This is a genomic window from Muriicola marianensis (assembly GCF_014638095.1).
GTDB lineage: Bacteria > Bacteroidota > Bacteroidia > Flavobacteriales > Flavobacteriaceae > Muriicola > Muriicola marianensis.
Genome location: NZ_BMFH01000002.1, coordinates 37,986 through 59,943, shown reverse-complemented (window position 1 = coordinate 59,943; position 21,958 = coordinate 37,986). Strand labels below are relative to the sequence as shown.

21 protein-coding genes are annotated in these 21,958 nt (G+C 47.8%); 11 read left to right on the top strand and 10 right to left on the bottom strand.

The features are described from left to right. Positions 1–101: 101 nt before the first annotated feature. Together obgE and IEV19_RS11145 are read right to left on the bottom strand one after the other, a co-directional pair. Positions 102–1,103, bottom strand: coding sequence for a GTPase ObgE (obgE, locus tag IEV19_RS11150; RefSeq protein ID WP_188370828.1), 1,002 nt, complete (start codon positions 1,101–1,103; stop codon positions 102–104). 65 nt (positions 1,104–1,168) lie between these two features. Continuing rightward, the gene (locus tag IEV19_RS11145; RefSeq protein ID WP_188370827.1) at positions 1,169–2,278 is read right to left on the bottom strand and encodes an adenylate kinase; all 1,110 of its coding nucleotides are present in this window, start codon (positions 2,276–2,278) and stop codon (positions 1,169–1,171) included. A gap of 115 nt (positions 2,279–2,393) precedes the next feature. Between IEV19_RS11145 and IEV19_RS11140 the strand changes: the two genes are divergently transcribed. Genes IEV19_RS11140 through IEV19_RS11130 form a run of 3 tightly spaced genes read left to right on the top strand, consistent with a single transcriptional unit; the run spans position 2,394 to position 6,149 of the window. Next, complete coding sequence (locus IEV19_RS11140; protein WP_188370826.1) at positions 2,394–3,575, top strand: 5-(carboxyamino)imidazole ribonucleotide synthase; 1,182 nt, start codon at positions 2,394–2,396, stop codon at positions 3,573–3,575. Continuing rightward, positions 3,572–4,069 carry a 5-(carboxyamino)imidazole ribonucleotide mutase gene (purE, locus tag IEV19_RS11135; RefSeq protein WP_188370825.1) on the top strand — a complete coding sequence of 166 codons (498 nt, stop codon included), beginning with the start codon at positions 3,572–3,574 and terminating at the stop codon, positions 4,067–4,069. Before IEV19_RS11140 ends, purE begins: the two co-directional genes overlap by 4 nt. 49 nt (positions 4,070–4,118) lie before the next feature. After that, complete coding sequence (locus IEV19_RS11130) at positions 4,119–6,149, top strand: M3 family metallopeptidase (RefSeq protein ID WP_188370824.1); 2,031 nt, start codon at positions 4,119–4,121, stop codon at positions 6,147–6,149. Here IEV19_RS11130 and IEV19_RS11125 read toward each other — a convergent pair. After that, positions 6,146–6,499 (bottom strand): rhodanese-like domain-containing protein, encoded by a 354-nt coding sequence (locus tag IEV19_RS11125; protein WP_188370823.1) that lies wholly within the window; start codon positions 6,497–6,499, stop codon positions 6,146–6,148. The two genes, IEV19_RS11130 and IEV19_RS11125, sit on opposite strands and share 4 nt — an antisense overlap. 71 nt (positions 6,500–6,570) lie before the next feature. Here IEV19_RS11125 and IEV19_RS11120 point away from each other — a divergent pair, with 71 nt between their 5' ends. Further along, positions 6,571–7,131, top strand: coding sequence for a sigma-70 family RNA polymerase sigma factor (locus IEV19_RS11120; protein WP_188370822.1), 561 nt, complete (start codon positions 6,571–6,573; stop codon positions 7,129–7,131). Next, on the top strand, positions 7,128–7,355 hold the full coding sequence (locus tag IEV19_RS11115; RefSeq protein WP_188370821.1) for a hypothetical protein: 228 nt from the start codon (positions 7,128–7,130) through the stop codon (positions 7,353–7,355). The genes IEV19_RS11120 and IEV19_RS11115 overlap by 4 nt, the downstream gene beginning before the upstream one ends. Here the strand turns inward: IEV19_RS11115 and IEV19_RS11110 are convergent. After that, complete coding sequence (locus IEV19_RS11110; RefSeq protein WP_188370820.1) at positions 7,352–7,870, bottom strand: UbiA prenyltransferase family protein; 519 nt, start codon at positions 7,868–7,870, stop codon at positions 7,352–7,354. The two genes, IEV19_RS11115 and IEV19_RS11110, sit on opposite strands and share 4 nt — an antisense overlap. Positions 7,871–8,315: 445 nt before the next feature. On the opposite strand from IEV19_RS11110, the gene gcvP reads away from it, so the two are divergent. The 4 genes from gcvP (at position 8,316) to IEV19_RS11090 (ending at position 13,799) form a co-directional block, all read left to right on the top strand. Further along, positions 8,316–11,168, top strand: coding sequence for an aminomethyl-transferring glycine dehydrogenase (gcvP, locus tag IEV19_RS11105; RefSeq protein ID WP_188370819.1), 2,853 nt, complete (start codon positions 8,316–8,318; stop codon positions 11,166–11,168). Positions 11,169–11,322: 154 nt separating this feature from the next. Then, positions 11,323–12,381, top strand: a complete 1,059-nt coding sequence (locus IEV19_RS11100) for a 3-oxoacyl-ACP synthase III family protein (RefSeq protein WP_188370818.1) — start codon at positions 11,323–11,325, stop codon at positions 12,379–12,381. 3 nt (positions 12,382–12,384) lie between these two features. Continuing rightward, complete coding sequence (locus tag IEV19_RS11095; RefSeq protein ID WP_188370817.1) at positions 12,385–12,912, top strand: class I SAM-dependent methyltransferase; 528 nt, start codon at positions 12,385–12,387, stop codon at positions 12,910–12,912. 17 nt (positions 12,913–12,929) lie between these two features. Then, positions 12,930–13,799, top strand: coding sequence for a glycosyltransferase family 2 protein (locus tag IEV19_RS11090; RefSeq protein WP_188370816.1), 870 nt, complete (start codon positions 12,930–12,932; stop codon positions 13,797–13,799). On the opposite strand, the gene pafA is transcribed toward IEV19_RS11090, so the two are convergent. Further along, entirely contained in the window at positions 13,791–15,449 is a 1,659-nt protein-coding gene (gene pafA / locus IEV19_RS11085) for an alkaline phosphatase PafA (RefSeq protein WP_188370815.1), read from the bottom strand. The genes IEV19_RS11090 and pafA overlap by 9 nt on opposite strands. Positions 15,450–15,558: 109 nt before the next feature. Between pafA and IEV19_RS11080 the strand changes: the two genes are divergently transcribed. Both IEV19_RS11080 and IEV19_RS11075 read left to right on the top strand, forming a co-directional pair. Continuing rightward, complete coding sequence (locus tag IEV19_RS11080) at positions 15,559–16,296, top strand: MlaE family ABC transporter permease (protein WP_188370814.1); 738 nt, start codon at positions 15,559–15,561, stop codon at positions 16,294–16,296. Further along, on the top strand, positions 16,296–17,063 hold the full coding sequence (locus IEV19_RS11075; protein ID WP_188370813.1) for an ABC transporter ATP-binding protein: 768 nt from the start codon (positions 16,296–16,298) through the stop codon (positions 17,061–17,063). The genes IEV19_RS11080 and IEV19_RS11075 overlap by 1 nt, the downstream gene beginning before the upstream one ends. Here the strand turns inward: IEV19_RS11075 and IEV19_RS11070 are convergent. The 5 genes from IEV19_RS11070 to IEV19_RS11050 all read right to left on the bottom strand — a co-directional run bounded on the left by IEV19_RS11070 (position 17,060) and on the right by IEV19_RS11050 (position 21,908). Next, a complete protein-coding gene (locus IEV19_RS11070) occupies positions 17,060–18,514 on the bottom strand; it encodes a DUF389 domain-containing protein (RefSeq protein WP_188370812.1) in 1,455 nt (484 codons plus the stop codon). The two genes, IEV19_RS11075 and IEV19_RS11070, sit on opposite strands and share 4 nt — an antisense overlap. A gap of 14 nt (positions 18,515–18,528) precedes the next feature. Beyond that, positions 18,529–19,611: a mannose-1-phosphate guanylyltransferase gene (locus IEV19_RS11065; protein ID WP_188370811.1), complete on the bottom strand. Its 1,083-nt coding sequence runs from the start codon at positions 19,609–19,611 to the stop codon at positions 18,529–18,531. 7 nt (positions 19,612–19,618) lie between these two features. Continuing rightward, on the bottom strand, positions 19,619–20,215 hold the full coding sequence (locus IEV19_RS11060) for a SprT-like domain-containing protein (RefSeq protein WP_188370810.1): 597 nt from the start codon (positions 20,213–20,215) through the stop codon (positions 19,619–19,621). Positions 20,216–20,277: 62 nt separating this feature from the next. Next, positions 20,278–20,958, bottom strand: coding sequence for an SDR family NAD(P)-dependent oxidoreductase (locus tag IEV19_RS11055; RefSeq protein WP_188370809.1), 681 nt, complete (start codon positions 20,956–20,958; stop codon positions 20,278–20,280). Next, a complete protein-coding gene (locus tag IEV19_RS11050; protein ID WP_188370808.1) occupies positions 20,958–21,908 on the bottom strand; it encodes a M28 family metallopeptidase in 951 nt (316 codons plus the stop codon). Before IEV19_RS11050 ends, IEV19_RS11055 begins: the two co-directional genes overlap by 1 nt. Positions 21,909–21,958 lie beyond the last annotated feature (50 nt).

Genomic DNA, 21,958 nt, shown 5'->3' with positions numbered 1-21,958 from the left:
GTCAATTTGGGGCATAACCTTATGGAATACATCCATACCGGTTATGGGTAATTACCCTCTAATTTACGGAAAATTAACCTCCTGGCTAAAGGGAGAGGATTTCAATCGTTGAGAAGAGCCCAGAGTTTGTCCTTGAGTTCCTGCAGACCGTACTGAGAGACAGAAGAAATGAAAAGGAAAGGAACATCTCCCAGGTCTTTCCCGACTTCTCTGCCCATCTCTTCCCTCAGCTCTGCATCCAGCATGTCGGATTTTGAAATGGCAACCAGCCTATCTTTATCGAGCAACTCCGGATTATACTCCTTCAACTCATTCAGCAGTATTTCGTATTCCCTTGAAACGTCGATACTGTCTGCAGGGATGAGGAAGAGGAGGGTGGCATTTCGTTCTATATGCCTGAGGAAATAATGGCCCAGACCTTTCCCTTCGGCAGCGCCCTCTATGATCCCGGGAATATCGGCCATCACAAAACTCTTGAAATCACGGTACTGTACGATCCCCAGGTTGGGTTTCAGCGTGGTGAAGGGATAATCTGCAATCTTGGGTTTGGCAGATGTCAGGACGGACAACAAGGTGGATTTACCGGCATTCGGGAAACCTACCAGGCCGACGTCGGCCAGAACTTTAAGTTCAAGTGTCAGGTCGGATTCCGAGCCGGGAATACCGGGTTGGGCGTATCTCGGGGTCTGATTGGTGGCACTTTTAAAATGCCAGTTCCCTCGTCCTCCGAGTCCGCCTTCCAGGACGATCTCTTCCTGCCCGTGCTCAGTGATCTCCACCAGTACTTTTCCGGAAGCGGTTTCTTTAACAACGGTTCCTAGGGGAACTTCAAGGTAGACATTGGCACCGTCTGCACCCGTACTGCGGTTCTTACTGCCGTGCTCCCCGTGACCGGCCTTGAAATGGCGCTGAAATTTGTAGTGGAGTAAGGTCCAGAGGCTTTCGTTCCCCTTCACGATGACATGGCCACCCCGTCCTCCATCTCCCCCATCGGGGCCGCCTTTAGGAACGTACTTTTCCCGTCGGAGATGGGCAGAGCCCTTTCCCCCGTTTCCGGAAGAAACGTGCACTTTCACGTAATCCACAAAATTACCTTCAGTCATTTGGCGGTTTTAATTGTCCCAACAGAGAAAATATATGTTTCTACGAGGGAAGGGGAAAGACCCTTTTAACAGAGTTTTTCTATCACAGAGGAGAGTCGGCCTGTGATTTCCTCAATTTTCCCAATGCCATTCACACTATGGAATTTCCCCTGGGCCTTGTAATATTCACGAAGAGGCGCTGTCTTTTCATTGTACTCCTCGAAACGGTTCCTGATCTTGGCCTCATCCTGATCGTCAGTACGGCCGCTTACCTTTCCCCTTTCCAAGAGTCGTGTGATCAGGACCTCGTCATCGGCCTCCAACGCAATGGTGGCATCGATCTTCATGTCCCGGGAATCAAGGAAATTATCCAATGCTTCCGCCTGTGCGGTGGTTCGCGGAAATCCGTCAAAGATGAAGCCGCTGGCTTCAGGGTTCTTTTCCACCTCATCCTTCAGCATATCGATGGTCACCTCATCCGGGACCAGGTCACCCTTGTCCATGTAAGACTTGGCAAGTTGACCTAACTTAGTGTTATTCTTGATGTTATAGCGAAAAACATCCCCTGTGGAAATGTGCTTGAGGTTGTACTTTTCTTTGAGGAAACCCGCTTGCGTTCCTTTTCCGGCTCCGGGTTTTCCAAATAATACAAGGTTAATCATATGTGCTTTATTGATTTGATAGACGTCCCTGAGGTTTCGTCCCTGTTCCATATAGTCAAGGCCATAACCCACGATAAACCGATCAGGAATCTCCATTCCAAAATAGTCGATGGAATACTCCCCGTTATAGACTTCTGATTTATAGAAAAGGCTGGCGATCCTGAAGTTCTTTACGTTCGTGTTGGAAAAGATATGAACCAGTTCCTGAAGCGTCCTGCCGGTATCGATAATGTCTTCCAGGATGATCACACTCCGGCCTTCAATATTGTCGGGAGCGTCCAGGAGGGTTTCTACGATCCCCGTGGAGGTCAGCCCTCTGTAGGAACTCAATTTAACAAAAGAGACTTCGCAGGGATGTGGATAGTGCTTGAGAAAATCGGAGACAAACATAAAAGACCCGTTGAGCACTCCCACGAAGATCGGGACTTCGTCCTTGTAATCGGCCGCGATCTCACCGGCTATGCGTTTGACAGCGTCGAGGATCTCCTTTTCGGTCAGGTAAAGTTCAAAATTTTTGTCGTGGATCTTTATCACAACCTGCGGATACGTGTTAAGAGGGCAAAGATAACACTTTGCATCCTCTTTTTCAGGACACTTCTCCCGGTTTATAAGATTAAGATGTATTTTTGTCAAAACCTCTTCGACCTACATGTCAGACCGCAAAAAGACTGCATATTTCTCCTCAGACTTTACCTTGGGAATTTTAGGTGGTGGCCAGTTGGGAAAGATGCTGCTCTACGAGACCCGAAAATGGGATATTGCCACCAAAGTGATGGACCCTTCAAAGGATGCTCCCTCCAGGCTAGCCTGTAACAAATTCGTGCAGGGCGACCTTATGGACTTTGATTCTGTTTACGAATTCGGGAAGGACGTCGACGTACTCACCATAGAGATAGAGAATGTCAATATTGACGCACTGGAAGCCCTACAAAAAACTGGGGTCAAAGTATATCCAACGCCCCGGGAGCTCAGGCTGATCCAAAACAAGGCCACTCAGAAATTGTTCTATGTAGATCACGGGATCCCGACAGCACCTTTCTCCAGATTTGCCTATACCAGTGAAATCAGGGACAGCCTGGATCACGGAGGGATTCAACTTCCCTTTGTCTGGAAAAGTGCACAGTTCGGGTATGACGGACAAGGGGTCAAGATAGTACGCGACAGGTCTGACCTCAAAGACCTTCCCAATGTGGAATGCCTGACGGAAACCCTTATTCCCTTTAAGACCGAACTGGCCGTGATCGTTGCCCGAAGCAGAAATGGGACTTCTGTAAATTACCCGGTGGTGGAAATGGAGTTCCATCCGGAGGCAAACCAGGTTGAATATGTGCTTTGTCCCGCAAGGATCAGTGAGAAAGTGGCCAAAAAAGCCATTGCTACTGCACTTAAGGTTTCTGATTCCCTGGAACACGTCGGCCTTCTGGCTGTGGAGATGTTCCAGACCCAGGAAGATGAAGTACTTGTAAATGAAGTGGCTCCAAGGCCCCACAATAGTGGGCATTACAGTATTGAAGCCAGTTTTACCAACCAGTTTGAACAGCATCTCAGGTGTATCCTGGGTCTGCCTTTGGGCAATACGGATAGCAAGGTCGCCGGAGTGATGGTGAACCTGGTAGGTGCCGAGGGCCATCAGGGAGAGGTAGAATACGAGAATATAGAAGAGATCCTCGGCATGAGGGGAGTAACACCTCATATCTATGGAAAATCCGTAACCCGGCCCTTCCGGAAGATGGGACACGTGACCATAGTAAATGAAGATATGGAACAGGCCCGGAAAATTGCCGGGGAAGTAAAAAGAACGATCAACGTAATCAGTAAAACCAAGTCATGAGCAAGGTAGCCATAGTTATGGGCAGTACAAGTGACCTTCCGATTATGCAGGAAGCAGTGGATGTCTTAAAAGGATTCGATATTGAAGTGATGGTAGATATCGTTTCTGCACACCGCACCCCGGAAAAACTTTTTGAGTTCGGGAAAACAGCTCATACCCAGGGGTTCCAGGTGATCATAGCCGGGGCCGGAGGAGCTGCACATCTGCCGGGAATGCTGGCTTCCCTCTCCCCATTGCCTGTTATAGGCGTACCCATAAAAAGCCGGAATTCCATAGACGGATGGGATTCTGTCCTGTCTATCCTGCAGATGCCGGGGGGCGTTCCTGTAGCAACTGTTGCCCTTGACGGCGCAAAAAATGCCGGTATTCTGGCCGCACAGATCATAGGAAGTCAGGATTCCTGTGTCCTGGATAAGATAGTTCTCTTCAAAGAAGGCCTGAAGGATAAGGTGATCAAAGGGGCTGAGGAGGTCCGCAAAGGGAAGTCGACTTAATATCTCCCTTGCGCAGGAATTTAAAAAAACAGAAAAATCTAATTTTTGCATGAAGAACATATTGCTGGAGCCCTTTGACCTGGCTCCCTTTCGTTCCATTGAGAATGAGCATTTTAAACCCGCTTTTGAAAAAGCCCTGGAGGCAGCCCGTCTTGAGATCGATGAGATCACCGGATCTGAGGAAACTCCCACTTTTGAAAACACGGTGGAAGCCCTGGAATTTGCCGGTGCCCACCTCGACAGACTCTCCAGCCTCTTCTTCAACCTGAATTCTGCTGAGACCAGTGAGGAGATCCAGGCCCTGGCTCAGGAGATTTCGCCTTTGCTTACCGAATTCAGCAATGACATCGCCCTGAATGAGGCCTTGTTCAAAAGGGTGGAACAGGTCTATGAGGGTATGGATCAGCTCGACCTGAATGCTGAGCAGCAGATGCTGCTTGAAAAAAAATACAAATATTTCAGTCGAAACGGGGCTCATCTTTCCAGTGATAAGAAGAGTCGTCTTAGAGACATCGATAAGGAACTGGCCAGACTCAAACTAACCTTCGGGGAGCATGTCCTGGCAGAGACCAATCGCTATGAGATGCACCTCACAAAAGAAGAAGAGGTGGAGGGATTGCCTGAGGATGCGCTGGAGACAGCCGCCCAATTGGCTGCCTCTAAAGGAAAAGAAGGGTGGATCATTACACTGGATTACCCGAGTTATATCCCCTTTATGACCTATGCGAAGAACAGGAAGCTCAGGAAACGACTATCCATAGCCTTCGGAAGCAAGGGTTTCCACAAGGACGAACTGGACAACCAGGAACTGGTACTCCGGATCGCTGCCTTGCGCCATGAAAGGGCGAGGCTGCTGGGGTACGACTCACATGCGCATTTTGTCCTGGAAGAACGCATGGCAGAAACCCCGACCAGGGTAATGGAATTCCTGGAAGAGTTAAAGGATAAAGCAAAACCCGCTGCCCTCAGGGAATTTGAGATGCTTCAGTCTTTTGCAAGAGAAGAGGATGAGATCGATCAACTACAGAAATGGGACGGCAGCTATTATACCGAGAAGCTGAAACAAAAACTCTTCGATCTCGATGACGAGAAATTAAAACCCTATTTCAAACTTGAAAATGTGATCGCCGGAGTCTTCAGGATCGCAGGGGAACTTTACGGGCTTAGTTTTGAGGAAGTGAAGGATATAGATACCTATCACGAGGACGTAAAGACCTATAGGGTCAAGGATGAGCAAGGCGACCTGGTCTCGGTATTCTATGCCGACTTCCATCCCAGACCGGGAAAGCGAGGGGGAGCCTGGATGACGTCTTATAAACCGCAGTACAAGAGAGAGGGACGCAATGAAAGGCCACATATTTCGATCGTCTGCAACTTTACCAAACCGACGAAATCCAAACCCTCCCTCCTGACCTTCAACGAGGTCACCACCTTGTTTCACGAATTCGGACATGCACTTCATGGGATGCTGGCCAATACCACCTACCCAAGCCTGTCGGGCACTTCGGTTTATTGGGATTTTGTGGAACTGCCGAGTCAGATCATGGAGAACTGGTGTTTTGAAAAGGAAGCCCTGGAATACTTTGCCCACCATTTCGAGACCGGTGAATTGCTACCCATGGAAATGATCAAGCGGATCAAGGAATCCTCAAATTTTATGGAAGGGATGGCCACCTTAAGACAGCTGAGCTTTGGTTTTCTGGATATGGCGTGGCATGCCCATGACCCTTCAGGGATTGAGGAGGTGAAAGCCTTCGAAATTGAGGCTTTTGCAGATACCCAACTCTATAGCGATACACCGGAAACCTGCATGAGCACGGCTTTTTCCCATATTTTTCAGGGAGGTTATTCGGCCGGGTATTACAGCTACAAATGGGCTGAGGTGCTCGATGCGGATGCTTTCGCCTATTTTAAAGAACAAGGCATTTTTAACAGGGAGATCGCAAAAAAATTCAAGGATTGTATCCTGAGCAAAGGTGGAACGACCAAACCTATGGATCTCTATAAAGCATTCAGGGGGAGTGAACCCAGCCTGGATCCCTTGCTGGAACGAGCGGGATTGCTGAAAAAAACGGCCTAGTCCGATGTGCCTGTCAAAGCTCCATATCCACCCGTAAGGTCAATGGTGCGATAACCCAGTGAATCCAAGACAGAAGCAGCCATAGCGCTCCGACCGCCTTTCTGACAATACACATAGATGGTATTCCCTTTTGGGAGGTCAGAAACCTGCTCGGCGAAATCCTCGTCGTACCAATTGATATTGATCGCATTCTCGAGATGACCAGCATCGAACTCCTCGGGGGTCCGCACGTCTATGAGGGTATATTTCGTCAATCCCTGTTGATCGAATTCAGTGATGGACATCTTTCCGGAATCCCTGCATCCCGCTAATGAAATGAGGAGAATAAGTGTGATTAATGGTTTTTTCATGGCCTTGACATTTCAATCAAATGTATCGTATTTGTTTGAAATCCTTTACTTTTACGAGGTATAAAATCGCTATGAAACCCGTACAATTAATCCCTGAAAAATGGGTAGACCGATATGCCGACTACCTCTACAACTACGCCATTTCAAGGGTTAACCATGAGGATACCGCCAAGGACCTGATTCAGGAAACTTTTATAGCTGGATTGCATTCTGCAGAGAATTTCAAAGGTCAGGCCTCAGAACGCACCTGGCTGGTCGCTATTTTGAAAAGAAAGATCATAGACCACTACAGGAAGATCAATTCCAAAAAAGGGAAGGCTGAGGTTAAAAGGAATTACAGCGCTGCCTCTGACAGCGAGGGAGACTGGCTTGAAGAGCAGGTCGCAGACCCCTACAGCATCCGTGAAAATGACATCATTGAGAATGAAGAATTGGGCATGGCCTTGCAGGCATGTATCGACGGACTCCCCGAAAAACAGAAGAAAGTTTTCGTGATGAAAACCATCAGCGGAATTTCCACAGAAGATATTTGTAAAGAACTCAAAATAAATCCGTCTAATCTTTGGGTAATCATCCATCGGGCGAGAACAGCCCTGATGGGGTGCCTGAATAAAAACTGGTTCGAATCATGATCTCATGTGATGAAGCCGCCTTGATTTGCAACAAATCTCAATACGAGGAGGCCAGTTTACTGGAAAAATTTAAACTGAAGCTGCATATCCTCTTCTGCAGCACTTGCAGTTCTTTCTCTAAACGCAACAAACAATTATCCCAGATGTTTGGCAAGACAGAACTGCACGTACTAAGTGATTCCAGTAAAAAGCAGTTAAAGCAGGAGATCCGCGAAAGACTTTAAACCAGGGCCTGAATTCCCCACAGACCCAGTACCCAGAAAACAGGAAAGGCCTCTACCCAAAAGGAAGCAAAATAACGGGATTGTTTTTTAGGCAGGAAGATCAAAAGTCCCGCAAGACTGAGGACTATCATTGTCTTTCCCAGGATTTCCTCTACCGAAAGCTCATCCACCAGAAAAGTCGACAAGTAGAAAATCACACAGGCCCAAAGCCCGAGTCGCCTTGTCTTCGCAGGACCGAGACGTTGAGGGATCGTGAGCATATCCATAGGATCCGTGCTCAGATCGCGAATTTCGAAAGGTACCATCAACACCAGGATCAGGAGAAATCTTTGTACAAATTCCACCCAGACGTCCCATGACTGCATGGAGGCCACTTCCACCACCGGCAACAGCACTGTCGTTCCGGTCCATACAAGGCCAATGATCAATATCTTGACAAGACCCCTGTGCCTGAGGTTTTTTCCCTCCGGCAGGATGGGCAGGGTGTAAATGGCCGTAAGAATAGAAAGGACCATTAGGGTTACTATCGTCTGCCACCGTAGGGTTGTGACGAAGTAGAGAGACACCACCAAAGAAATTAGACTGGTTATCAGGTAAATTGCCTGCATGTTGAGAAGGCCGTAAAATCTATTTCTTTTTCTGCTTACCTGTTTGATGAAATTATAGGTGGGGATTGTGCTAAAAAAAACTAAAAAAAACAGGGAATTATCAATGGGAATGTTTAAGAAGTGGCAGGTGAGATAAAGCAACGCAAGGACAGCCAAGGCCACGTGAATACTGGCTTTTACATAATACTCGAAAATCTTTTTCAATACGCGCATTAAACAAAAATAGCCAAACCCTGTTCTATGCGTTTCCTCTGGTAAAAAACTTTGGATACACCCGGCATTTTACTGCCTGTAAAAAGGGAATAATTACCTAATTTTGTGCTCCTTTTAGAAATAACTTTACGCTTCGTCAATGAACACAGATTCTTTTGCTTTAAGACACATCGGGATCAGGGAGGAAGACCTCTCTGGGATGTTAAAGACTATTGGGGTAGACAGTTTAGATGAACTTATCTATCAGACCATCCCTGATGATATACGTTTGAAAGAAGGCCTTCAGTTGGATGCTCCCATGACCGAGCAGGAGTTCCTGACTCATATCCATGAACTGTCACGCCTGAACGAAGTGTATAAATCATACATCGGACTTGGTTATCACGAGAGCATCACTCCCTCGGTAATCAAGCGGAACATCCTGGAAAACCCTGGTTGGTATACCGCCTATACGCCCTATCAGGCAGAGATCGCCCAGGGTCGGTTAGAAGCATTACTGAATTACCAAACCATGGTCTGCGACCTCACAGGAATGGAACTGGCCAATGCTTCACTCCTGGATGAAAGTACGGCTGCAGCCGAAGCTATGACCATGCTCTACGATATCAGATCCAGGGACCAGAAAAAAAATGGCTGTGTCAGGTTTTTTGTCTCAGAAGAAGTCCTGCCGCAGACCCTTTCCCTTTTGCAGACAAGGGCTAATCCCCTGGGGATAGAATTGGTTGTCGGGGATCACAGGAATGTTGAACTCAACCAGGATTTCTTTGGAGTACTCCTCCAATACCCCGGTAAATACGGTCAGGTTTTCGATTACGCAGGGTTTGTTGCCAATGCCAAAAGCCAGGATATAAAAGTGGCGGTAGCGGCAGATATTTTAAGCCTCGTCCTGCTGACCCCTCCCGGAGAGTTCGGGGCTGACGTCGTTGTAGGAACCACCCAGCGTTTTGGTATCCCTCTGGGCTATGGAGGTCCTCACGCAGCTTATTTTGCCACCAGGGATGAATTCAAAAGAAACATCCCGGGAAGGATCATCGGGGTGACCCGTGACACTGACGGAGCGAGAGCCCTGCGCATGGCTCTGCAGACCAGGGAACAGCATATCAAAAGGGACAAGGCTACATCAAATATTTGCACAGCTCAGGTCCTGTTGGCCGTGATGGCCGGTGCCTACGCGGTCTACCATGGGCCTAAAGGGCTGAAATACATAGCTGATAAAGTACATAACAACACCCTATTCCTGGCGGATGGCCTCGAGAAGATGGGTATTTATCAATTGAATTCCGCATTCTTTGACACCCTTCTGGTGAAAGCAGATGCAGCCAAAGTCAAAGCAGTAGCAGAGAAAAGGAAGGTCAATTTCCACTATGTGGATGAAGGCACTGTTTCTATCTCCTTAAATGAAGCGACTACCCGGAAACGTGCTTTGGAGATCCTGTCCATTTTTTCCGAAGCCCTCGGGAAAGAAACGCCGAAAGACGATAAGCTAGGTAGAGGCACTTCCATACCTGAGGCGCTGATGAGAACTTCAGAATTCCTCACCCACGAAGTTTTCAATTCCTATCATTCGGAGACCCAGCTCATGCGCTATCTCAAAAGGCTGGAACGCAAAGACCTGGCCCTGAATCACTCCATGATCTCATTGGGATCCTGCACGATGAAACTCAACGCAGCCACCGAAATGTTGCCCCTGAGCATGCCGGAATGGGGAAACATTCATCCTTTTGTACCCGTGGAACAGGCAAAAGGATACCATAAAGTACTCGAAGACCTTGCTGACGACCTGACCACCATCACTGGATTTGCTGCCACCTCCCTCCAGCCCAATTCCGGTGCACAGGGAGAATACGCCGGCCTGATGACCATCAGGGCCTACCATGAATCAAGGGGGGATACAAATCGAAATATCTGTATTATCCCGGCCTCTGCACACGGAACCAACCCTGCATCTGCCGTGATGGCCGGTATGCAGGTGGTAGTCACCAAGACAGACGAAAAGGGAAATATAGACCTGGCAGACCTGGAGGAGAAAGTGCTAAAACACTCCGAAAACCTGGCTGCGCTCATGGTTACCTACCCCTCAACCCACGGAGTGTTTGAATCGTCTATTCGGAAGATCACACGCCTAATTCACGAACACGGCGGACAAGTCTATATGGATGGTGCCAATATGAATGCTCAGGTAGGGCTTACCAACCCGGCTATCATCGGGGCCGATGTATGCCACCTTAACCTGCACAAGACCTTTGCCATCCCTCACGGAGGAGGAGGTCCCGGCGTTGGTCCTATCTGCGTGGCTGCACAACTGGCCCCATTCCTTCCCGGGAACCCGGTCATCCCCACAGGGGGCAAAAATGCCATTACAGCCATTAGTGCAGCTCCATGGGGCAGTGCGCTGGCCTGTCTTATCTCCTACGGGTATATCAAAATGCTAGGGGCAGACGGACTGCAGAAGGCCACCGAGATCGCCATCCTCAATGCCAACTATATCAAAGAACGCCTCGAAGGAAAATACCAGGTTTTGTACACGGGCGAGATGGGCAGAGCGGCTCACGAAATGATCATAGATTGTCGTCCGTTTAAACTAAAGAACATTGAAGTAACCGATATTGCCAAGCGATTGATGGATTACGGGTTTCACGCCCCTACAGTCTCTTTCCCCGTGGCAGGTACGATGATGATCGAACCAACCGAAAGCGAAGGATTGTCAGAACTGGACAGGTTCTGTGATGCCATGATCTCCATCAGGGAAGAAATTGACGCAATTGGTGAGGGGAATGATCAGAATGTACTAAAAAATGCTCCTCATACTATGGAAATGGTAACCTCAGACCACTGGTCTTTCCCGTATACGCGACAACAGGCCGCCTATCCTTTGCCTTATGTAAAGGAGAATAAGTTCTGGCCGAGTATCCGGAGGGTGGATGAAGCCTATGGAGATCGTAATCTCATCTGTACATGTGCCCCTATTGAAGCATATGCCGATTCAGAATAACTGACTAAATATCAAAGTATTAGATATAGCTATAGGGTGAATTTGCCTTGAATTACCAATCGGGGCATGCTTGAACATCGTATTTCAGGGTTGAGGTATTTTTATATGGCGATAGTTTTGGCTAGATTACCACAATAAATAAACACCTAGATTCATGAGTATTGCCATTACAGGTACCGGCTGCTATATCCCGGAAGTCCTGGTCCCTAACGAGGCTTTTGAAAGCAAGCACTTTCTAAACAGCGACGGTTCTTCCTTTCCTCAATCCAACACAGTTATTATTGAGAAATTCAAGGCCATTACCGGCATACGTGAAAGACGTTATGCCAAGAATGAATTCAACGCTTCGGACCTGGCCTTCCTGGCATCAAAAAATGCTTTGGAAGATGCCGGCATCAGCGGAGAGGACCTGGATTATATCATTTTTGCGCATAATTTTGGGGATGTCCCTTTTGGATCCTCCCATGGTAATACCCTGCCCAGCCTGGCTACAAGGGTCAAGAACGATCTCCAGATCAGGAATCCGAAATGTGTGGCCTATGATTTGTTATTTGGTTGTCCCGGATGGGTAGAAGGGATGATACAGGCCTATGCTTTTATCAAAAGCGGGATGGCAAAGCGTTGCCTGGTGATAGGTGCCGAGACATTGTCCAGAGTGGTAGATCCTCACGACAGGGACTCCATGATCTATTCGGACGGGGCGGGAGCCTGTATCGTTGAAGAAAAAGAAGGTCAGGGAGAGATCCTGGCTCACAATTCGGCCACGTACGCCAATGAAGAGGCCTATTACCTGTTCCACGGTGCTTCTTACCACCATGAAATCCCTGATGATCTCAAATACATCAAGATGTACGGTCGGAAGATCTACGAATTCGCAATAACTTATGTCCCCGGGGCCATGAAGGAATGCCTGGATAAAAGCGGAGTTTCCATAGACGATGTCAAAAAGATCTTTATCCATCAGGCCAATGAAAAAATGGATGAAGCCATCGTAAAGCGCTTCTACCAACTATACGACAGGGAAATGCCGGCAGGGGTCATGCCCATGAACATACATGAACTGGGTAACAGCTCCGTAGCGACGATCCCTACGCTCTACGATATGGTGAGAAAGGGAAAAATGGAAAATCATCAGGTGAGCAAAGGGGATGTTGTTATCTTTGCGAGTGTCGGCGCCGGGATGAATATCAATGCCGTCGTATACAGATATTAGGGCATGTACGAGAGCCATTATCCAAAAAAAAGATACCAGAAAACACTTTCCTTCTTACAAAAGCACATTCCGAAAAACGAGTCTATCCTGGACCTCGGAGTGGAGAATCCCTTCACTCAGATCATGAGGGAGCAGGGATATACGGTAAGCAATACAGGAGGGGAAGATCTGGACCTCGACCTCTCTGCTATACGTACTTCGGATGCCCCTGTCGTCACCGCCTTCGAAATTTTCGAACACCTCCTGGCGCCCTTTAACGCCTTAAAGGAGATCCGGGCTCAGAAATTGGTGGCCAGCATTCCTTTGAAGCTATGGTTTTCTCCGGCCTACAGAAGTAAGACCGATGAGAGGGACAGGCATTTTCACGAGTTTGAAGCCTGGCAATTCGACTGGCTTCTGGAGAAAACCGGATGGAAGATCATCGATTCCCAGAAATGGACTCATCCCGTGAGAAAGATAGGATTTAGACCCATTTTGAGGTATTTTACCCCGAGGTATTACATCGTATACGCCGAACGATCAAACCCGTAAATCCTATTCCCCAGCGCATGGCACAGCTACCTGGTACAGCCTATTATATTGTAATCCCTGCCCACAATGAGGACCGTTTTCTCGCAGATGCTCTTGAAAGTGTGGTCCACCAAACGATAAGGCCGAAAAAAGTAGTGGTTGTCGATGATCATTCCACCGATGGAACTGCGGATATCATCAAGACCTATGCTGAGAAGTATCCGTATATACAGGGGGTGAAAAAACAGTCTTCGGACGAACATCTTCCGGGAAGTAAGGTGGTGGCAGCTTTTAATGCGGGCCTGGCTATACTGGATGAAGATTTTGATTTTCTCGTCAAGCTCGATGCCGACATTCTGCTTCCCCCGGATTATTTTGAAAAAATCGCCGCGATTTTCAGATCTTCTGAAAAAACAGGGATAGCCGGGGGGTTTGCCTATGAACAGGACAGAAACGGACAATGGGTCCTGAATCATCCTATGGACAAAGACCACGTACGCGGGGCTTTTAAGGCGTATTCCAAAAAGTGTTTTGATACCATGGGCGGACTTCGGGAGGCTATGGGCTGGGATACCGTAGACGAACTGCTTGCGCGTTTTCACGGGTTCGAAGTGAGGACGGATGAGACGCTGAAGGTTAAACACCGCAGACCCATAGGTGATGCCTACAATGCCAAGGCAAGGAGGTCGCAGGGCAGGGCCATGTACCTCATGAGATACGGCCTGCTGATCTCCTGTATCGCCTCATTTAAAATGGCCTGGAAAAATCGAAAAATAAGGATCATCAGGGACAACCTCAGCGGCTACCGGGAAGCAAAAAAGAAGGAACAACCTTTTATCGTTACCCCGGAAGAAGGAAAATTCATCAGGAATCTGCGCTGGAAACGGATTTTAGGAAAACTAATCTAGAATCGCTTTTATAGGCTTTCCCGTGGTCCCATTTGGAAAGGCTGTTCCCAACAGGGCTGATATGGTTGGCGCTATATCCGGGATCTCCGTACGCTCCGTGGTGCTTCCATGCGTAATACCTTTTCCGAAAAATAACAGGGGTACATGGGTGTCATAAATAAAGGGCGAACCGTGCGTGGATCCTGTTTTTGGGTAATAGACCACAGCCGGATCCAGAACAAGCAGTACATCCCCTGATCGCTTCTGGTTATAGCCATTTTGAATGATGTAAGGTATACCCCGGCTGTACTCGTTCGTCTCCATCTGATAGCCGGTAAACACCCTGCTGATCCCCTCGTAGCTCAACAATTCCTGTGCAATTTTGTATTGCACATCCTCCAGTTCCAGGTCGAGACTGCGGATCACATCGTGATCCAAAAAGAACTGGGCATTACTGTAATTCCTGACCAGTTTCGCATCGCCATAGTTATAGGACATGAATTCCCTGAATTTGGCAGACATCGACTGAGAATCCATATAACCTGCAGGGAGTTTCTGATCCTGAAGATAGGCAGGCACATCTACTGCCCCGTGGTCTGAGGAAAGGAATACCACATATTCCCCTTTGCCGACTTTCTGATCCAGTTGTTTAAACAGTCTTGCCAGGTCCTCATCGAGACGGAGATAGGTGTCCTGAATTTCCTTGGAATTGACCCCGAATTGATGACCGACATAATCTGTGCTGGAGTAGCTGATCGCCAGGAAATCAGGGATCGCATCCTTGCCCAAATCTTCCCCTTCGAGGGCCGCCAGGGCAAAATCCGTGGTGATACTGTTGCCGTAAGCGGTGTTCCTGAGAAGGTCGAACTGACCATTGCTCTCCCATAGTTTTGGCAGGTCGTGCGGGAACACAGGGGCAGATTCCCCTGAGAATGCCCCCTCATAAGGATTGTTATCGGGTCCGCTCTCCAGGTATACATTTATGTTCTTTAAAGTATTCCATGTCTTCTTGTATTTCTCCACGGCGTCTGATGCATTGAAATCCATGACCCACTTGGGGAGTTCATCCATATAGTACGAACTACTGATCCAGTTGCCATCCAGGCCTCCATTGTACCAGTAAGCCGCATTGGCCATGTGTCCTCCTGGCAGTACAGCTCCTCTGTCCTTAAGGGCCAGGGCGATCACCTTACCCCTTTTTTGAGTAAACAGCCGGAGTTCGTCCGTCATAGTAGAGACCGTCATCCAGTGGGGCGACATCTTGCCGGTTCCGGCCGTCGTGCCCACAGAGGTATATCTCTCATCCGACGCGCAGTACACTACCTGCCCGGATTCTTTATCATACCAGTTATTCCCTATGATCCCATGGACAGATGGAGTAGTTCCGGTATAAATTGAGGCGTGGCCAGGCCCCGTTGATGTCGGAGCATAGTTGTAATGGTTGTTCTTGCAGTTGAATCCTTCACTGACCATCCTTTTAAAACCCCCATCGCCGTAGTGTTCCCAGAACCGGGTCAGGTAGTCGTATCGCATCTGGTCGACCACGATCCCGACGATGAGTTTAGGCGTTGTTTTAATCGGTTTTGTCTGTGAGTCCTGAGCTGTCCCTGAAACAGGTAAAAGTCCTGTCATCATGACGGAAAGCAGCCAGGGGAAGAAGTATTTTTTCATATAAAAAGGCATGTCTTCAAAAATAACTAATTAAACCCTATTAATCTTAAATGAGGTTTATTACAAGGTTAATATTGTTATTTTTACAGCAAGAAGCATACCACTGCTTATGAATTATGTATCCTCTATAGGAAGCTATTCCATAATGGTCCGCGAGGTTTTCAAGAAGCCAACCAAATGGCCTATAATGAAGTCCCTCATCTTAAAGGAAATCGATGAATTGATCTATGGCTCCATGGGGATCATCATTTTCATTTCCTTCTTTATCGGAGGGGTTGTAGCTATTCAGACCGCCCTGAACATCAGCAACCCGTTGATACCGAGAAACCTGATCGGATTTGCCACCAGGCAGTCTGTCATCCTGGAGTTTGCCCCTACATTCACCTCCATTATTATGGCAGGGAAGGTAGGCTCGTATATCACCTCGAGCATAGGGACCATGCGTGTTACAGAGCAAATAGACGCCCTTGAGGTCATGGGTGTCAATTCTCTTAATTACCTGGTTTTCCCAAAGATCATCGCTATGTTCCTCTACCCATTTGTGGTGGCCATCGCCATGTACATAGGAATCCTGGGCGGATGGATCGCAGGTGTTTTCGGAGGATTCAGTTCCAGTGCTGATTTTGTGGAAGGTCTGCAGCTCGACTTTATACCCTTTCACGTTACTTACTCCTTTATCAAGTCTGTGGTTTTTGCCTTTGTCATCGCCACGGTGCCATCATTTCACGGCTACTATATGAAGGGAGGCGCCCTTGAAGTGGGCAAAGCGAGCACTACTGCCTTTGTCTGGACCAGTGTGGTGATCATTATCCTCAATTATATCCTCACTCAACTCCTGTTAGGCTGATGATCGAAGTAGAGAACTTACATAAATCGTTTGGGGACCATCATATACTGAAGGGGATTACTACCACCTTTGAAAAAGGAAAAACCAACCTGGTCATAGGCCAGAGCGGATCTGGTAAGACCGTCTTTCTCAAATGCCTTCTTGGCCTTTTCACTCCCGAACAGGGAAAGATCATTTACGATGGTCGGGTTTATTCGGAGCTGGAGCCCCGGGAGCAACGAGACCTCAGGCAGGAAATGGGTATGGTATTTCAGGGCAGTGCGCTCTTCGATTCCATGACCGTTGAGGGCAATGTGATGTTCCCTCTAGATATGTTTACAAAGCAGAGCCAATCCGAGATGCTGGACAGGGTGAATTTTGTCCTCAAAAGGGTTAACCTGGTCAATTCTAATCACAAGTACCCCTCCGAACTCTCAGGAGGAATGAAGAAACGCGTAGCTATCGCCAGGGCCATCGTCATGAACCCCAAATATCTTTTCTGCGATGAACCCAATTCCGGTCTTGATCCGAAAACAGCCATCCTGATCGACAACCTGATCCAGGAGATCACAGAGGAGTATGACATCACCACGGTGATCAACAGCCATGACATGAATTCGGTCATGGAGATAGGAGAAAAGATCATTTTCCTGAAGGACGGTCACAAGGAATGGGAAGGTTCCAACAAGGAGATCTTCAAGACAGATAATGAAGCCGTTACCAACTTTGTCTATTCCTCGGAACTCTTTAAAAAGGTAAGGCAGATGTACCTGGAAGAGCGGAATTAATCCTGCCAGGCCTTTACCTCCACTTTGGGATCCTTGAGCCGTACTTTAAGCCAGTCATTCAACTTTTTAGACTCGGCGCTGGTCTGTTCTGACCGTGCACTTTCTTTCCATTTGACCTCAAATACGGGAATTGTATCCATAGATTTAAAATCCGTCCTGATCACATAGGAGAAGGACAATTTTTCCAGATTGTCGTAATTGGTCCTGGCTTCGGCACTGATATCATTAAAGGGGATTTGTTTCTTGGCGTAACTGCTGAGTTCGGACAATTCCTGTTCCAGGAGTCTGATTCGTTCATCCTTCGTCAACAATTCGGCTTTTTTAGCTTCGTACAACTCGTTGACATAATTGAATTTCTGTTCTGAGTCGTCCTGCCCACCCTGCAGTATCTTCAATTCCGTGTTCTCGAGTTTGGAATAGGCCTGCATCTGGTTTCTCCACGTAGCGATGACATTCTCCGGAATAGACTCATCCCCCATCGTCACTAGTTCTATGGTCGACACCCCATCCGGATTGTATTTAATTTCTGTCAGGTTTTCCATATACCTTCCCCTGTCATTGAACTGGTATATGCCGATCGTATTATGGATAAGATCATTGGCCTGATTCACAAACCTGGATTCCTGAAAGACGTTGTAAAAGGTGATCCCTGCCGGGATCATGACCAGGAGGGCCACTAGAGAAGCTACCCTTCCGATAAAGCGCCTCCTGGCAGAATTGGCATATCTCACCATGGGAAAACGCAGGAGCTTTAAAACAAGAAAGGTCGCTAAGCCAATAAAAATAGTATTGATAATAAAGAGGTACATGGCTCCTGCCGCAAAGGAAAAGTTTCCAATGGCGAGGCCAAATCCCACAGTGCAAAGGGGTGGCATCAGAGCCGTTGCGATGGCTACACCGAAGATCACGCTTGCTACCGTCCCTTTTTTTGCGCGTGCAATCACCAGGGCTAGCCCACCGAAAAATGCGATCAATACGTCTCTGATGTCCGGCTTGGTTCGCGCCAGCAATTCTGAGGATTCATCCCTAAGGGGAAAGAATTCAAAGAAAAGATAGGCCGTAAGGACACTGAGAACCACCATGACCGTGAAATTCCGCAATGCTCTTCTCAAGGTGTCGATATCATTCACCGCCAGGGAGAGACCGATGCCCAGGATCGGACCCATCAGCGGACTGATAAGCATGGCTCCGATAACCACTGCCGTAGAATTGGCATTTAAGCCCACGGACGCAATAAAGATAGAACAGACCAGGATCCATGCAGTATGCCCTTTAAAGGGGATGTCGGCTATGATCGCTTCCTTAGTGCTGTCCTTATCCGTATTCTTCCGTATGTCCAGCAATTCTGAAAGGAATTTCCGGGTTGATCCCAGAAGCCCCCTGAATTCCTGTTTTACATCCTCAACACCGTCCAGGTCGCGATTCTGTCCCGGATTCCTGCCTGTTTCCATAGTACTTTTTACACTTAAACGTATCCTTCTCCAAAAGTAGCTTTTGTTTTTGAAACTATCGCTTTAATATCTTGTTCCTTTGCCTTGGGAACGATCATAAGTACGTTTTCCTGGTCTACAATAATATAGTCCTCCAAACCTTCGATTACGGCCAGTTTTCCTTCGGGCAGCCGAACCATATTTCCGCTGGCTTCCGTTTCCAGCATTTGGCCGTTGACCAGCGCATTGCCTTTAGGGTCCTTGTCAAGTTTGTCGTAGAGAGAACCCCAGGTTCCCAGATCATTCCAATCGAACGAAGCTGGCAGGACATAGATCGCATCCGACTGCTCGAGGATGGCATAGTCAATGGAGATATTTTCGGCCTGGGGATAGTGCTCTTGAATGAAGTCGGCTTCCTTCTCCGTATTGAAGCTATCCAGGCCTTTGGAAAACATTTCATATTGGCCCGGTTGATATTTTTCAAAAGCACTGACGATGGTCTGGGCACTCCACATGAATATGCCCGCATTCCAGAGAAAATTACCCTGTGCGAGGAAGGATTTTGCAGTCTCATAATCAGGTTTTTCCCTGAATTGACTTACCCTCTTATGTTCTTTTCCCGATGTCTTATCGTATTCGATATAACCGAATCCCGTATTCGGAAAAGAGGGTTTGATCCCTAAAGTACAAAGCACTTCCCCTTCCTGACAGACCTGGAAACAATGTTGTACGTCTCTTGCGAATGCATCTTCATCCTCTATCCAGTGATCACTGGGTGCTACCACCATGAGTGCATCAGGGTTCATCTTCCTGATCTTGAGGGCTGCGTAGAGAATACACGGGGCTGTATTTCGCATGGCGGGCTCCAGAACAACCTGCTGCTGTCTGATCATAGGGAGTTGTTCCAGGACCAGATCGTTATAACGTTCATTGGTAAGGATGAGGATATTCTCTGTGGGGATAAATTTGTTCAATCTTTTAAATGTCCTTTGAATCAGGGTGTCTCCGGTCCCCAGCATATCGTGGAACTGTTTGGGATTCTGTGTCGTACTCACAGGCCAGAATCTCGAACCTACCCCTCCTGCCATCAAAACAGCATAGTAATTTTTGTTTTTCATCTTACTTTTATTTTACGACTTCAACTTCAGCGTTTGGCTGGAATAAATACAGCCTTCCCGAGCCTATTTCAACGCATTGAAAACGCTTCACCTTGCGCTGACCCTTCTTAAAGGTACGGCCATTTTTTAAACGAAAAACCGTTCCCTGCGGGAGTTCCATCAGAATGGATTGATCCGATGGCGGATCAAATTGTTTCAAAGCTATGGCTAAGTGAGCATCTGTGCTGCTGCTGGCCTTTGGATTTCTGAAATGTTTCGCCAGGAAGGGCAAAAGTGACGACGGAAAGATCTCGGGTCTTAAGAAGGGAAGCATAAGGTGCTGAAAGGTGTGCTTCCATTCCCTGCCATGGGGCTTGATGCGCCTGCCATAGGTTTCAAAGGCTACCAGATGAGCTATCTCGTGTATCAGGGTTATGAGAAATCTATACGGGTTTGGGGTAGCATTCACCGTGATCTGATGCGACCCATCGGGGAGCAAGCGGTAATCTCCGTGCCTGGTCATCCTTTCATTCACTACCTTGAGGTGTACCCGGTGGGTGCGGATCAGATCAAAACACGGGATTACGGCCGAAGGTGGCAAGTATCTTTCCAAAACGCTGTTCATCGAAAACAAAAATAAAGGTTCTGGCAGAAGGAATTGCGTTGCTACAGAAAAAGAGGCTTGTTTCAGGGAGTAGAACTGGAAACCTGCAGGACTTTTCCGTTGTAGAGGTGCTGACCTGTAAGGGAAAAATCCATGATGTATTGCGCCATTTGCAAGGCTGTTACCGGTGCCTTATATCCGGGAAAGGCCTCTTCGAGCATTTCGGTTTGCACCGCACCCAGGGCCAGCACATTGAAAGAAGGACCACTTTCCTTGTATTCCTCCGCGAGCAACTCAGAAAGAGTGATCACTGCTCCTTTACTGGAACTGTAGGCCGCAAGACCGGGAAATTTGGCGCTTCCCTGTACACCGCCCATGGAACTGATGGTTACCACGTGCCCGTCTGACCCCATAAAGGGAAGCACGACCCTGGTTAGAGCTGCTACTCCAAAAACATTCACCTGATATACCGAGATAAATTCATCTGGTGAAGTTTCCGAAAATGGCTTATTGATGAGCATCCCAGCATTGTGGATAAGGACATCAACTCCGTCCCACTGCCCTTCCAAGAAATGCCTGACGGTATCCAGGGATGACTCTTTAGAAATATCGAAGGGGAAGCAATGAATCTTTTTGTGATCAAGGGCTTTGATAGGTTTGTCGTTCCGGGACAGGGCGAGTACCTGATGACCCGCGTCTGCAAAAAGTTTGGCGAGTTCGTAGCCAATACCCCTGCTGCAACCGGTAATGATGACATTTGCCATTAGTTGAGTTTTATTTCCCTCTCTTTCGAATTCGCGATTCCCTCTACCGCCGGGATCATCTTGTTGACTACCGTGGCCATATGACCAAAGTCCATCAACTCAGCCTCATCCCCAACCTGGTGATAATGGTCGAAGTTGGTAAAATCAAAGGTACAGAAGGTATGGGAAGGGATGTTGAATTCCTCGAAAAAAGGGTAATTATCAGAACGTTTAAAGAGGTTGTAACCCTCTGCGGTAGGTAAAAACCCTACTACATTCTCCCCCGCGTGTGTATTGGCTACACTGGCGATATTCGATTTGTTATAACCTGTTACATAGACCAGGTAATCCTTGTCGCGCATAGCTACTCCGGTCATTTCAAAGTTGAGGACGGCATAGAGGTCTACTCCTTCTTCCTTCATTTTCCTCGCCAGGTGTTCAGAACCTTTGAGACCTTTTTCCTCGGCACTGAACAGGGCAAATACCAGGGTTCTTTTATTGGTTTTGGCCTTCCCGAAATACCTGGCAAGTTCCAGAACCGTAGAGGTCCCGCTAGCGTTGTCATTGGCTCCATTGGCGATGGAATCTCCCTCTTTGGCTCTTACAATACCGATATGGTCATAATGCGCCCCGATCAGCACCAGTTCGTCTCTCAGGCTTGGGTCATTCCCCCTCAGCATCCCAACCAGATTATAGGCAGCAGGTTCAAAATTGACCAGCGTATCCTGAAACGATGAGTAATAAGGTTTCAGGCCAAAGCTCTCCAAGGTTGCAGCGATATATGAAGCTCCCTGCTCAATGCCATCTGTCCCGGCCTCCCTTCCTTTGAGGTCATCAGATGCCAGGAAGTTCATGTGGGCGCCAATGGTTGAGGCAGATGAGAAATTCCCCACATCTATGGCCGTGTTCTTTGAAGATCGGCATCCGGTAAGGAACAAAACCACAACCAGAATTGCCAAAATATTTTTCATCGACTTACAAGGTCTTGATCAAAACAAAAAAGCATTCAGAAATGAATTGA

Coding starts and splice junctions, on each gene's coding strand:
- IEV19_RS11065 (WP_188370811.1), bottom strand. CDS start 19,611: ATGAAAAACAAAAATTACTATGCTGTTTTGATGGCAGGAGGGGTAGGT.
- IEV19_RS11075 (WP_188370813.1), top strand. CDS start 16,296: ATGATCGAAGTAGAGAACTTACATAAATCGTTTGGGGACCATCATATA.
- IEV19_RS11100 (WP_188370818.1), top strand. CDS start 11,323: ATGAGTATTGCCATTACAGGTACCGGCTGCTATATCCCGGAAGTCCTG.
- IEV19_RS11130 (WP_188370824.1), top strand. CDS start 4,119: ATGAAGAACATATTGCTGGAGCCCTTTGACCTGGCTCCCTTTCGTTCC.
- IEV19_RS11110 (WP_188370820.1), bottom strand. CDS start 7,870: ATGGTCCTTTCTATTCTTACGGCCATTTACACCCTGCCCATCCTGCCG.
- IEV19_RS11125 (WP_188370823.1), bottom strand. CDS start 6,499: ATGAAAAAACCATTAATCACACTTATTCTCCTCATTTCATTAGCGGGA.
- IEV19_RS11055 (WP_188370809.1), bottom strand. CDS start 20,958: ATGGCAAATGTCATCATTACCGGTTGCAGCAGGGGTATTGGCTACGAA.
- IEV19_RS11080 (WP_188370814.1), top strand. CDS start 15,559: ATGAATTATGTATCCTCTATAGGAAGCTATTCCATAATGGTCCGCGAG.
- gcvP (WP_188370819.1), top strand. CDS start 8,316: ATGAACACAGATTCTTTTGCTTTAAGACACATCGGGATCAGGGAGGAA.
- IEV19_RS11140 (WP_188370826.1), top strand. CDS start 2,394: ATGTCAGACCGCAAAAAGACTGCATATTTCTCCTCAGACTTTACCTTG.
- purE (WP_188370825.1), top strand. CDS start 3,572: ATGAGCAAGGTAGCCATAGTTATGGGCAGTACAAGTGACCTTCCGATT.
- IEV19_RS11090 (WP_188370816.1), top strand. CDS start 12,930: ATGGCACAGCTACCTGGTACAGCCTATTATATTGTAATCCCTGCCCAC.
- IEV19_RS11115 (WP_188370821.1), top strand. CDS start 7,128: ATGATCTCATGTGATGAAGCCGCCTTGATTTGCAACAAATCTCAATAC.
- IEV19_RS11050 (WP_188370808.1), bottom strand. CDS start 21,908: ATGAAAAATATTTTGGCAATTCTGGTTGTGGTTTTGTTCCTTACCGGA.
- IEV19_RS11070 (WP_188370812.1), bottom strand. CDS start 18,514: ATGGAAACAGGCAGGAATCCGGGACAGAATCGCGACCTGGACGGTGTT.
- IEV19_RS11120 (WP_188370822.1), top strand. CDS start 6,571: ATGAAACCCGTACAATTAATCCCTGAAAAATGGGTAGACCGATATGCC.
- pafA (WP_188370815.1), bottom strand. CDS start 15,449: ATGAAAAAATACTTCTTCCCCTGGCTGCTTTCCGTCATGATGACAGGA.
- IEV19_RS11060 (WP_188370810.1), bottom strand. CDS start 20,215: ATGAACAGCGTTTTGGAAAGATACTTGCCACCTTCGGCCGTAATCCCG.
- obgE (WP_188370828.1), bottom strand. CDS start 1,103: ATGACTGAAGGTAATTTTGTGGATTACGTGAAAGTGCACGTTTCTTCC.
- IEV19_RS11095 (WP_188370817.1), top strand. CDS start 12,385: ATGTACGAGAGCCATTATCCAAAAAAAAGATACCAGAAAACACTTTCC.